13 protein-coding genes, 1 pseudogene and 1 riboswitch are annotated in these 12,188 nt (G+C 32.8%); of the genes and pseudogenes, 4 read left to right on the top strand and 10 right to left on the bottom strand.

Annotation, left to right across the window (positions count from 1 at the left end):
- Positions 1 to 638: 638 nt before the first annotated feature.
- The 3 genes from AC0L8O_RS07355 to AC0L8O_RS07345 all read right to left on the bottom strand — a co-directional run bounded on the left by AC0L8O_RS07355 (position 639) and on the right by AC0L8O_RS07345 (position 1,995).
- Positions 639 to 1,184, bottom strand: a complete 546-nt coding sequence (locus tag AC0L8O_RS07355) for a GNAT family N-acetyltransferase (RefSeq protein WP_473447157.1) — start codon at positions 1,182 to 1,184, stop codon at positions 639 to 641.
- Between the two features lie 63 nt (positions 1,185 to 1,247).
- Entirely contained in the window at positions 1,248 to 1,655 is a 408-nt protein-coding gene (locus AC0L8O_RS07350) for a VWA-like domain-containing protein (RefSeq protein WP_473447156.1), read from the bottom strand.
- Between the two features lie 124 nt (positions 1,656 to 1,779).
- Positions 1,780 to 1,995, bottom strand: a complete 216-nt coding sequence (locus AC0L8O_RS07345; RefSeq protein WP_473447155.1) for a methionine aminopeptidase — start codon at positions 1,993 to 1,995, stop codon at positions 1,780 to 1,782.
- A gap of 230 nt (positions 1,996 to 2,225) precedes the next feature.
- Here AC0L8O_RS07345 and AC0L8O_RS07340 point away from each other — a divergent pair, with 230 nt between their 5' ends.
- Complete coding sequence (locus AC0L8O_RS07340; RefSeq protein WP_473447154.1) at positions 2,226 to 2,672, top strand: hypothetical protein; 447 nt, start codon at positions 2,226 to 2,228, stop codon at positions 2,670 to 2,672.
- Positions 2,673 to 2,767: 95 nt separating this feature from the next.
- Here the strand turns inward: AC0L8O_RS07340 and AC0L8O_RS07335 are convergent, their stop codons facing one another.
- The 3 genes from AC0L8O_RS07335 to AC0L8O_RS07325 all read right to left on the bottom strand — a co-directional run bounded on the left by AC0L8O_RS07335 (position 2,768) and on the right by AC0L8O_RS07325 (position 3,923).
- A complete protein-coding gene (locus AC0L8O_RS07335) occupies positions 2,768 to 2,908 on the bottom strand; it encodes a hypothetical protein (protein ID WP_473447153.1) in 141 nt (46 codons plus the stop codon).
- 135 nt (positions 2,909 to 3,043) lie between these two features.
- The gene (locus AC0L8O_RS07330; RefSeq protein WP_473447152.1) at positions 3,044 to 3,283 is read right to left on the bottom strand and encodes an HPr family phosphocarrier protein; all 240 of its coding nucleotides are present in this window, start codon (positions 3,281 to 3,283) and stop codon (positions 3,044 to 3,046) included.
- A gap of 307 nt (positions 3,284 to 3,590) precedes the next feature.
- Positions 3,591 to 3,923 carry a hypothetical protein gene (locus AC0L8O_RS07325; RefSeq protein WP_473447151.1) on the bottom strand — a complete coding sequence of 111 codons (333 nt, stop codon included), beginning with the start codon at positions 3,921 to 3,923 and terminating at the stop codon, positions 3,591 to 3,593.
- A 526-nt stretch (positions 3,924 to 4,449) separates the two neighbouring features.
- On the opposite strand from AC0L8O_RS07325, the gene AC0L8O_RS07320 reads away from it, so the two are divergent.
- The 3 genes from AC0L8O_RS07320 to AC0L8O_RS07310 all read left to right on the top strand — a co-directional run bounded on the left by AC0L8O_RS07320 (position 4,450) and on the right by AC0L8O_RS07310 (position 5,805).
- On the top strand, positions 4,450 to 4,650 hold the full coding sequence (locus tag AC0L8O_RS07320) for a cold-shock protein (protein WP_026560151.1): 201 nt from the start codon (positions 4,450 to 4,452) through the stop codon (positions 4,648 to 4,650).
- Between the two features lie 359 nt (positions 4,651 to 5,009).
- The gene (locus AC0L8O_RS07315; RefSeq protein ID WP_473447150.1) at positions 5,010 to 5,327 is read left to right on the top strand and encodes a TM2 domain-containing protein; all 318 of its coding nucleotides are present in this window, start codon (positions 5,010 to 5,012) and stop codon (positions 5,325 to 5,327) included.
- 331 nt (positions 5,328 to 5,658) lie between these two features.
- On the top strand, positions 5,659 to 5,805 hold the full coding sequence (locus AC0L8O_RS07310; protein WP_473447149.1) for a hypothetical protein: 147 nt from the start codon (positions 5,659 to 5,661) through the stop codon (positions 5,803 to 5,805).
- A gap of 280 nt (positions 5,806 to 6,085) precedes the next feature.
- On the opposite strand, the gene AC0L8O_RS07305 is transcribed toward AC0L8O_RS07310, so the two are convergent.
- The 4 genes and pseudogenes from AC0L8O_RS07305 to AC0L8O_RS07290 all read right to left on the bottom strand — a co-directional run bounded on the left by AC0L8O_RS07305 (position 6,086) and on the right by AC0L8O_RS07290 (position 12,040).
- Positions 6,086 to 7,399 carry a nucleobase:cation symporter-2 family protein gene (locus tag AC0L8O_RS07305; RefSeq protein ID WP_473447148.1) on the bottom strand — a complete coding sequence of 438 codons (1,314 nt, stop codon included), beginning with the start codon at positions 7,397 to 7,399 and terminating at the stop codon, positions 6,086 to 6,088.
- Positions 7,396 to 7,989, bottom strand: a complete 594-nt coding sequence (locus AC0L8O_RS07300) for a xanthine phosphoribosyltransferase (protein ID WP_473447147.1) — start codon at positions 7,987 to 7,989, stop codon at positions 7,396 to 7,398. The genes AC0L8O_RS07305 and AC0L8O_RS07300 overlap by 4 nt, the downstream gene beginning before the upstream one ends.
- A gap of 293 nt (positions 7,990 to 8,282) precedes the next feature.
- Positions 8,283 to 8,384, bottom strand: a riboswitch (purine riboswitch).
- A gap of 101 nt (positions 8,385 to 8,485) precedes the next feature.
- The gene (locus tag AC0L8O_RS07295) at positions 8,486 to 9,991 is read right to left on the bottom strand and encodes a carboxypeptidase M32 (protein ID WP_473447146.1); all 1,506 of its coding nucleotides are present in this window, start codon (positions 9,989 to 9,991) and stop codon (positions 8,486 to 8,488) included.
- A gap of 127 nt (positions 9,992 to 10,118) precedes the next feature.
- Positions 10,119 to 12,040: pseudogene (locus AC0L8O_RS07290) on the bottom strand (ATP-dependent DNA helicase).
- Positions 12,041 to 12,188: the final 148 nt, after the last annotated feature.

The following is a 12,188-nucleotide window of genomic DNA, read 5'->3' as shown; positions in this document are numbered from 1 at the left end:
GACTCTCCATAAATTTTTGTCTGCCTTATCTCATAAGCTAATTCTTCACCACTTTTATAAAGCGCCATCATAAGTTCCACCTTTTTCACTAATTTAGGATCTAAATATATATAGCTATTCTTAATTATTACTTTAAGCTCTTTTCTCAAAATCAAAATTTTTCGACATGGCGTCCCATATATCCTGTTGGTTTCTTATAAAAGCTAAAATCTCATTTTCAATTGTGTTAATTGATATTTCACACAGAAATTGAATGATTCTTTGAAGAACCATACTTATCAGCTATTTCTTCCTTGTTCGGAATCATTATGGATTCTTTGAAGGTGTATTCCTTGGAAACGTTTCCGGAACTATATGAAAATGATTAATGAAATCTCCAACAAATATGAAGTTAGCAAAGCAGGTAATGTTCTGCCTTAAATATCGATCTATTAAGTCTTTACATAATATAATTAGGCAATTTGATCTTATAAGAAACTGAAACTTTTTATATGTATAAAAAAAGCCTTTCCCTTGAAATGGGGAAAAGCAACGTTTTAAAGGAGTTGTTGTTGTGCTATTTCATTATATATCATTCACAAGAAATACTCACCTCTGAAAATTCTGGAAAAATCTTATCTAATTCGTAAAAACTATTTTTACTTATTTAAAAAATAGGCCATGAAGATTTCATCATCATACATTCCATCTATTTTCACTTGTTCTTTCTGGACACCTTCTTGTATAAAGCCATAACGTTCATACAATTTATGGGCCAACCCATTTGATGCAAATACTGTTAAGCATAACTTATGTAAATTGTGTTGCTTACACCATTTAAGCGTGTATTTCATTATTTCGGAGCCTATCCCTTTCCCTTGTGCGGAGTGTACTAACCATGTTCTAAATAACCCTGTGTGCCGTTTCATTTTAAGTTCTCCTCTAATTACACGTGCAATACCTACAATTTCATTATTAATGACTGCAGTCAGGTACATATTATCTAGTTCGATCATGTTTTTAATGAAGATCTGCTCTTCTTCAACACTACGTGGAGATTCTTTTTGAATAAAAGCTCCAGATTTAATAATTTGTGCAACGGCATGAATGATTTGTTCTGCGTCCTCAATTTGAGCAGGTCTAAGCAGTACCTTTTCTCCGTTTTTGGCCGTGAATTCCTTCATCATATCCACGTTAGTATACACTCCTTTAATTAAAACAGATCTTCAAACAGAGGCTGAAATGTTTATCAGCCTCAAAGTTTCTATCTATGCAACTCGAATCGCCTTGCCAAAAGGAACCTTTGGAATAAATTCATCAGGCACTAACCAAAATACTTCATTCTTTACTTTTAACTCTTCATAAAAATAACCAGTTACATCTGTAATATAGAACAAGGTATCAATTTTTTCTTGATCAGCCCATTCCAACACTTCGGTATAAGATGACTTTCCATGTGTGTAATACGAAATTTGATCTTCTTTTATTGAGGTAATTTTTCTAATTTTAAAGTCCGCTTGCACTAAAAGTGATTGAGGGGCAACCTCACCAAACAGCTTTATTATATTCTGAATGAGTAAAGTGTTAGCTTGTTTGGTTGATGTATCAACTGCAAGTGCAATTTTCTTTCCGTTTCTTTCTTGCAATTTTGATAAAAGCTGCTTTTGCCATTTCATCCTGTTGATCTCCCCCTCACATTTTTTGTGAAGCACATCTATTTTTACTCAAATGAAATGATCCTATGCCATTGATTGACTTATTTTCATTAATGTAAAGTATATCCACTTTTAAAAAACTAACTTATGTATTATTTCCGCTCCAATCTTCATATAGTCCACTACCATTACAACCTTGACAATCAAAAATAGCATCATATGTTGGTAAATATACACTAGTAAAAGACGATGTAAATCCTCTTCCTCTGCAATCTGGACATCTTCCTAAAGACTCCATATCAGCTCGTACTTTTTCTACTCTTGTTTGCTTCCAATCTGAGATACCACGAAGAAAATCCAATTTATCACCTCATATATCCTTATTACTCCTTAATATCATGCTAATGCTTTTATTTTAAACATATTGTTACATAATTTTTTGATTTTAATATTCGTTACAAAATTTTAATCGGAAAAGCAGTGAAATTTAGTTAAAAATTTTGTAAAATAAAAGCAGATTATTATGTCCTTATCTGGACAAGTCTTATATGAAGAATAAATTTGCATAATTAACTTAAAAGGAGATAAACGGTGGCCGAATTAGCATTTAAAGAATACAACTTTAAAAAAGGAAGTAAAACAACCATATACCTGTATCAAAATAGTATTGAAATCATTCAAAACAGATTTCTTGGTAAATTTAATAAAGGGATACTATTCCAGTATAAGAATGTTTCACAGGTTTCTCTAAAGGAACCAGGCTTTGCGTCAAATGGACATCTCATAATAGATTGTGGAACCACTGATAGTAAAAAAGAAAAAAACGTGTATACTATTGAGTTTTCAAAACAAGAAAAAGATCTCGCTCTTGAATTAAAAGAAATGATTGAAAGCAAAGTTGACGAGGTTAAAAATCAAAGGGTCGATTCTGCTGTTGACAATTTTGAAAAATTAAAGAAAATAAAAGAGCTTTATGATTTAGAGATTCTTTCAGCAGAAGAATATGAAGATCAAAAGGAAAGACTATTAGAAAAGTAATAGAAAAAAACTAAAAAAGGACAGTTCCTACCGAAACCTGGAACGACAAATCGAATGTCATTTCTTAGAGGTTTCGAAAGGTTCTGACCTTATTGCTATTGTTTATGTTTTTCCCATTCTGAATATTTTCCTGTTCCATTACATTTATAACATTCTATATTGCTACCGGCATAATGAATAGGTACAATGACAACTCCATATCCACGACAATCAGGGCATTTACCAAGCTTCATCATTTTCTCTTGATGAACTTTTTCCTTTTTTCAAACCAATTCATAAGTTTTGTTTTCATGCCATTCACCTGACCTCGATATCATTGTTTCTATAATGTATTCAAGAATTAAGGACAAGGTGAATAAAATATCCAAATTTTATTTTAGAAACTGTATGCACGCTTTTATTGCTTCTTCCTCATCTTCTCCACTAGTCAGAATCGTTATATCATCTTCCACTCTTAATGTAGTTAATAATCCCATCAGGCTTTTTGCATCGATTTTATACTTTGGCCCAATCATAAAAATATCTGATTCAAACCTATTGGCAAGGTTTGACAATTGTATAAACATATCTACTGTAAGCGGTTTTGAAATTCTCAGCTCTTTTACTCTCATGCTCTACTCCCAACAATTACTTTTATAAAAATTCTATTTCCATCTTGTTTCCTTCATGACAAATTTTTATAAGAAAAAAGCGTAAGCGCCTTGATCATCCTAGAGCAAATAAACCACAAATGAATAGAAGACGTTTTTTGTCTTCTATTCATTTGTGGCTAGGGGCTGGCAATCTAAGAACGCTGCATCCTGCCGCAATGACTGTACTAGCACGTTCTGTACTTCAGAGCTGGATGTCGCGTGCGCTTAACCAGAGTAAAAGAACTTTTTATTTCCTTACCAAAAAGAAATCGTTCAAAACTGTGATCTAATTCAATTCTTCTTTATGCTCTGTAACAACAAGTCTATTTTGTTCATCGGTATGAATGATAAGCTCTTTTTTCTCTAAATACTCCTCATGATTAAATACAAGTTTAATACCATTTCTCATCACAACGTGATCAGACAGAACCCAGCCGCATAACTGTGACACATTCTCAACTGTTGTTTGAATACGCTGTTTTTCACTTTCACTTATTTCATTTTGATATTGTTTCAGGTCAACTTCTTCAGTTAGTTCTAATAAATAATGTGGATCTGCTTTTAATTGTTTCTTTATTTGATATTCGCTAAATGATTTAATTTTATCATCATCCTTCATAACTAAACTCCTCCTTTTCTTTTTTCACCAGTATTGCACAAACTCATTGATTTTCTACATTACATAGTGATTTAAAGGAAAAATGCCTCCCCTACTATTCATATGCTAAGAATGAATATAGAGAAAGCACATTTAATTGTGAAGCTTGACTTTGAATAACAGGTTTGTTTTCTTTTTTTGTTTCGAAGTAGATGGAATGATAATTAAGATAATCGCAGTTACACTCCCAGCCACAATTCCACTGTTTGTTAGAATTTTCACTGATTCAGGAAGCCCTGCAAGCATCTCAGGTACAATTGTTATACATAAACATAATCCTACGGAACATGCAACAATTTACAAGTTTTTTTGAGAGGGTTTTCTTCTTTCCCATTTGCTTTTCCAAAATTTATCTGTTAAGATAAAGAAGAATTATTTTTGTTCGGTCTGTAAGGAAAGAATAGTATTTAAACTCTTCGCCTTTGATATCAAATTGAACAACTATAGTAATAATTTGTGGAATTGATCCACGCAGGAGGCAACAATTATGCAACAAGGTACAGTAAAATGGTTTAACGCAGAAAAAGGTTTCGGATTCATCGAAGTTGAAGGTGGAGACGACGTATTCGTACATTTCTCAGCTATCCAAGGCGAAGGATTTAAATCATTAGATGAAGGTCAAAAAGTTACTTTTGACACTGAGCAAGGCCAACGCGGTCTTCAAGCAACTAACGTAAACAAAGCATAATCAACGAGGACTCTTATCTAGAGCCCTTTTTTTGTTTAAAAAAGGGCTGAAACAACATAAAACCCCACTCAATAATGAATGGGGAGAGGCTAAACATGTAAAAGGTACTAAATGGTTAGCTAAAGCATAACACACTATTTCAAGAATACCTAATATTATTAAAAATAATTAAGATTTCATCTTTAATATGAAATAGCAACTACTATATTTACAATTGTTTTCCTATACCTATTGTATGTTAGTAAACATTATTCCAAATTTACTACAAAAAGTTATTGTTGGATTTAACAGGAAATTGTATAATAGACTCTGTTATTATAATTATAATAGTATTTTTGTACTAGAACGGAGAGAGAGAAATGAGTCAGAATATCCATTTGAAACAAAATTTGGATCAACAACAGCAAGCCATTTTAGCATCAGAATTTGATAAAAGGAAAAAATCTAAGGTCGTGACCTTCTTATTATGGTTTTTTCTAGGTACATTTGGAGCACATCGCTTTTATACAGGACAAACTGGTTATGCTGTTGCAATGTTACTATTAGGTTGGGCAACGCTAGGACTTTGGCCATTTATCGATGGCATTGTTTGTTTAGTCAGCAAAGTTGATCAAATTAATGAAGAAATCGAAAGAGATATTATTGCACAGCTTTCAACAATCAGTAATGCAGGATAAGTTTGTAACACACGATGTAATAAGTCGTGTGTTTTTTATTCTCCTCATAAATATTATCTGAACCAAATAAACAAATAGGATATATCACTCATGAAACAGTTCGCGAAACCACTGGAAGGCTTTTTCATGAGGGTGTCTGTCAGCATGTTAAGCTCAACTCATGTAATTTAAAGTATATTTGTTTATCCATTTACATTATCTCTGGTACACGTATTTCAAAAGTGAACATTTTGTTAATTTTTCCCTTTATTAGTGTTTTCGACAACATCATTAAACTCATTATTATACAATCAAGTAGTATTTTTCATTAACACTACTTTCTAAAATGGGGATGATTAGTCAAATGAAACAATTTGTCTTTACAATTGATTCTAAAGAAGTTGTAATTTATGCAAATGGTATACTAAAAGCTTCATCTGAAATATTAAGAATTGCAGATAGCAAGTCGAAAATTAAATTTATCGGTGTCAGGTATTGATTAACTAATTAAAGGCAAAAGGCACATTGATCATAAACTCATTGTGCTTAATCATCTATAATCCGATTATCTTACCCTAAAATTCCTTTCTTTTTTCACATAAATTAATATTAAAATAATTACTATTTTGATTCTTCCTGTCCTTCTATTACTCTTCATTAAGAAAAAACGCTACCTCCAAATACATGTCTTAAACATGAAAATGTAGGCAACGTTTTAACGTTTCTTTATTTAAAGAATGTTGGGTATTTATGGGGTATTCAAAGCCTTATTTTCTTAATTATGAAGCTTGACTTTGAATAACAGCTTTGTTTTCTTGTTTTTGCTTTGAAGTTGATGGAATGATATTAAAGATGATATTTAAGATAATCGCAGTTACACTACCTGCCACAATTCCACTGTTTGTTAGAATTTTCACTGATTCAGGAAGCCCTGCAAACATTTCAGGTACAACTGTTACACCTAAACCTAATCCTACTGAGCATGCAACAATTAACAAGTTTTCTTGGGAGGCAAATTGAACTTGTCCCAACATCTTAATGCCATATGCTACAACCATACCGAACATTGCCACCATTGCTCCACCTAAAACAGAGGATGGAATAATAGTAGCTAAAGCCGCGATTTTAGGAACCAGTCCTAAACCAATTAACATTACAGCTGTAATATAGATTACTCGATTCGTCTTAATTCCCGACATTTGAACAAGACCTACATTTTGCGAAAATGCTGTGTATGGAAATGCATTAAAAATAGCTCCTAGCATATATGCAAGACCTTCGGCACGATATCCTCTCGCCAAGTCTTTTTCAGTAATTTTTTTGTTACAAATATCTCCTAATGCGAAATATACACCTGTTGATTCTACCATACTCACGATCGCTACAATGGTCATCGTTAAAATAGGAGTCAATTCAAAGGTAGGTGTTCCAAAATAAAATGGTCTCCCTATATTAAACCAAGAAGCCTCTTGAACAGGTTGTAAATCAACCATTCCCATAAACCCTGCAGCAACAGTTCCTGCCAAGATTCCGATTAAAATTGAAATGGCCCGTACAAATCCAGTAAAGAAACGATTTAAAAGAATGATTAAAATAAGGACACTAAATGCTAAAAGCAGATTTTCATTTGAACCAAAATTCGGGCTGCCTTCTCCACCTGCCATATTATTCATTGCAACGGGTATTAACGTAATCCCAATAATAGTAACAACAGAACCTGTCACAACCGGAGGAAAAAACTTTACTAATTTTCCAAAAACTGAAGAAATCAAGATAACAATTAAGCCGGAAGCTAGAATTGACCCATAAATTGAAGAAACACCATAATTACTCCCAATCTCAATCATAGGAGTAACAGCCGTAAACGTACAACCTAATACAATTGGTAAACCTATTCCAAAAAAGCGATTTTTCCAAACTTGTAGAAATGTCGCTATTCCACACATAAAAATGTCTATGGCAACTAGATATGTTAATTGAGATCCTGATAGACCAATTGCGTTACCAACAATTAAAGGTACAACAACTGCACCTGCATACATTGCTAGGACATGCTGAATTCCAAGTGAAATATTTTGAGCTGTTTGTTTCATTGTGTAACCCCCTCAAGTTGTTCAACAAATCTAAGTTGTCCTTCTTTTAATGAAGCTATTTTCGCTAAAGATTCTACTCTATGCCCAAGTTCCTTTAACTCTGTTGCTCCTTTTTGAAAGGATTTTTCTATTACGATCCCAACACCAACAACTGTTGCACCCGATTGCTTCACAATATCTATAAGACCTTTTGCAGCTTCACCATTCGCTAAAAAATCATCAATAATAAGAACACGATCTTCTTGACTTAAAAATTGACTAGAAACAGCTATATTGCTTTCTTCCTGTTTTGTAAAAGAATAGACAGAAGAGACCAGTAAATTATTCGTCAATGTCAATGATTTTCTCTTTCTAGCAAAAACAACCTTTACCCCTAACTCCAATCCAGCCATCACTGCCGGAGATATGCCGGAAGATTCAATTGTAACAATTTTTGTTATACCATCAGCTTCAAAGCGTCTTGCAAACTCTAATCCTATTTCTTTCATAAGGATCGGATCAATTTGATGATTAAGAAATGAATCAACTTTTAATACACCGTCAGAAAGAACTATACCTTCTTGTTCGATTTTTTCTCTTAGTAGTCTCATTTATTAGTATCCTCCTAACGTTTTTAACCCATTAAATTTTTAGTAACAAGGCTTCAACAAGATAACAAGATAAACATATACCCAGTTTGAATTTCATATAACCTAAGCAATTAGAAAAACTTGGCTTTGGCTTATCACTAAGTCCTAATGGAGAAAGCTTTAGTTTTTCTTATACCATCATCCTTAAAATCTTTTACTTTTTGATAGTACAACAAAAAGACGACATTGCTTCAACTAAAAGTGGAAGCAATGTCGTCATCGATTTACACTATCATAAAAATCATAAATGAAAAACAACAAATAACTCCACTCATAGTCGAACAATTTACGGTTGTTCGGTAGAAACTTGTAGGCCATATCCCTACGATTATATGAGTGCTATGCAATTAATTAAAATTATATCAACTTATTTAATATTTTCAAGAGTTTTTTAATAAAAACACGAACTTTATTTATTATACCTGTTTGAATATTCGTAAAATAACAAATAGATTTATTAAAGTTTATAAACCTTTTGATACTTTTCTTCGAGATAGTCAATTAAATGTTGTGCATTTAATTCTTCTCCCGTTACATCATTCATAATTTCTAAAGGCTGCTTCGTTCTTCCGAATTGGTGAATCTTATAAGTTAACCAATCTTTTATTTCCTCAAATTGACCTGTTTCTATAAGTTCATCAAAATTAGGTAGATCCTTTAACATGGCATTTTTTATTTGGGCAGCATACATATAACCTAATGCATAGGAAGGAAAATATCCGAAGCTTCCTCCTGCCCAATGAACATCCTGTAATACACCTTGAGCATCGTTTGGTGGAGTTATTCCCAAGTATTCTTCATATTTCTCATTCCATATCCGCGGAAGTTCTTCAACAGAAATGTCATCATTAAACAGCCCTTTTTCTATTTCATAACGGATCATAATATGAAGACAATATGTTAATTCATCTGCTTCAATCCTAATTAGAGAAGGCTTTGATTCATTAATTGCCACATAATAATCATCAAGACATACGTCACTAAATTGTTCTTTTGAATGATCTTTTAGTTTTGTAAAATAGCGGCTCCAAAAACCTTTATTTCTCCCAACAAAATTTTCATAAAATAGGGATTGAGATTCATGAATCCCCATTGATGTTCCACTACATAGTAGTGTCCCTTCATATTCCTGGGATATATTTTGCTCATAGATCGCGTGACCGCATTCATGTATTGTTCCAAAAATAGCCGTACGGAAGTCATGTTCATCATACTTCGTGGTTACCCTAACATCATTTCTATTTAACGTTATTTCAAAAGGATGGACTGTCTCATCTAATCTTCCTGCATCAAAATCATAACCAAGTTCACTCAATAAAAACTCACTTAATTGTTTTTGGTCTTCTTTAGGGAATTTTTTAAAAATGAAGTCTGTACTCGGTTTAAAGGATGCTTGGGAAATCTTTTTCACAAGTGGTACGATTCTATCTCGGACCTGCGAAAATACACGATCCAATGTTTCGACAGTTACACCTGGTTCATATTCATTTAAAAGAGTATTATACTTATTGCCTTCATATCCCCAATAATTGATTAATTTTTTATTATAATCAACAAGCTTTTGTAAATATGGAGCAAACAGTTGAAAATCCGACTTTTCTTTTGCTTCTTCCCAAATGGACTCAGCCTTAGAGCAAAGAATAACATATTCTTTATATTCTTCAGGTGGAATAACTTTATTTTTTTTGTATTCTTTCTTCAGTATCTCGATTGCTTTTTTCGTTTTGAATTGTAGGTTTTCATAAACATCTTCATGTGATAAGTCTATGAGATATTTATTCATTTGATCTGAAACGAGCATTTCAAATGCTTCTGTTGATAGCATTCCAATCACTTCAGATCGCTGTTGTACACCTTTTTTCGGTGCACCTGTACGTAAATCCCAGTACATTACATTAATAGCTTCTTCATATGCTTGCATTTTTCGAATATAATCTAAAAACTCTTGTTCCATATGATTCATTTTTTCTCACTCCCATTAATTAGAGTAATATTTTTATGTATATACCTAGATTTATTCTATGAACAAACAGGTTTGAACAGAATCATTCCCTGCTAGAAACTCATCTAGCAGGGTGAATATAAATGACTTATTTTATTGAAGGTTTAACAGGCAGTACTGTTTCAATCATCGACAATATATTTTTGTCTTTTTTCGTATGGAAAATCGTAATTGAGCCTTGATCATTACTTGTACGAATTAGTCTCCCGATACCTTGTCGTAATCTTAACATCATATAAGGAATATCTACTTCTTTGAAAGGGTCTTGTTTATCAGACCTCTTCGCTTCAAATACAGGGTCATCAGGAGGGTATGGCAATGACCATATCACAACATTTGATAAGGATGGACCAGGAATATCAAGACCTTCCCAGAGGTGGACAGCACATAGTACCGAATGTTCATTTTCCTGAAATTCCTTCACTAACGAACTAATTTCTTTATCCCCTTCAAAGATGATCGAATATGGAAAGGATATTTCTGAGACTTTTTGTTTAAACCATTTTAATTCTTTTAATGAACGAAAGAGTACCAATCCTTTCCCTTCCGATTTTGTTAATTCTTTAATTGTTAGTTGAAATTTTTTCTCAGTTTCATCCTCTTCCATTACTTGGATATTCATCTGCTCATCATAATCAAAAGGAGAATCAACAGAAAGGGACAAATAATCTTGAATTCCTAAGCTTTGAGAAATAAAATCAAACGATTTATTATCAGATAATGTAGCTGATGAGAATACAATTGGTATTTTTTTCGAGAAGACTTTTTCCTTTAAAACCTCTTCTACTTTTCGAGGCATTATGACTAATGTATAATCATCACTTTTTTCTTCAACCCAACTTACTGCGTTTGTACTTTTATTAAATAGTGAGAGAGAATATTCCATTTGATCAATGAATTCTTCTACAATTTTCAGTTCATATTCACCAATGGTATATAATTCACCTTCAAATACAAGTGCCTCACTAATTTCAGACAATTTACCCTGCAAACTTTGGGCTGTTTTTTGAAGCTTACCTTTTCGTTCAATTCGTAAGCGATTAGAACCTTCAACACTGATGGTACATTCTTTTAAATCATCAAAAAATACATCATTAACAGAAAGTGCGTCTTCTACTAAATAAGCCAATTCTTCGCGGATTTCATTTTGTAATAATCTTTCTAAGAATATTTGCAAAGTACTCTGTTTTACACGGTATGTTAAGGCTTTTTGAGCAGCATATTCCAACAAATGTCCTTCATCAAATACAACACTGCTATATTCAGGAAGTAGAGGCATTTGTCCTTCTCGTTTACGAGACTCAAATGTCCAAATATGTTCCATAAAATAATCATGTGAGCAAACAATGATGTCTGTTGCTTTACGATAATAATCTCTTGTTAATGTTAAACCACAACGATGTCTCTGAGGACATGTGAAACAGTCTTGAAAAGAATCCCATCCTACATTTTCCCATTCTTCATCTGAAAGATGGCCGAATTCTTTTCGATCACCATAAGCAGAAAATTGTTGCATTCCACCTGGTTCATGAACAAAAGAGGGGAGTGATTGATAGAGGTCCAGATACTTTTCATCACCAGTTTTCTTCATGGTTTCATCTAGCTTATTTAAGCAAAGATATTGACTATGTGTTTTGCTTAGCCTGACATCCATATTAATATCTAAATGCTCAGACAATTTGGCAATATCGCCTTCTTGTTTAACTAATTGTTCTATTAATGTTTCATCTGCACAAGCAATTATTGCCGGTTTACCAGTATATCTAGCATAAGATAAAGCATAAAGCAGGTATACAATCGTTTTCCCTGTTCCTACACCTGCTTCTGCGAACATGACTTTTTTTCTTGAAATGCTTTTTCTAGCTGAAAAGCCATAAAAATTTGTTCATCTCTCAACTCAAAGCCCTTTTCAGGAAGAATATCGTAAAACACATCTCCTATCCAATTGCTTAAGGCTTGGTAAAAGCTCTCATCCTTTGATATGGTAAAAGGCAAACGTGATGATACCATAAACGCTACCTCCATACTTCAATTTCAAAATTACTGCAAATAATAATTATCATATTGAATTGATAAAAAGTCAAATAATATACATCAAATAGTCTGAAACAATCGTTGAATGGCACTGTCTCGTAGTTTAATAAAACTAATCAAAAAA

The organism is Metabacillus sp. KJ11-3, from assembly GCF_055808295.1.
The sequence above is the reverse complement of the archived record's forward strand: the minus strand, read 5'-3'. Positions and strand labels throughout refer to the sequence as shown.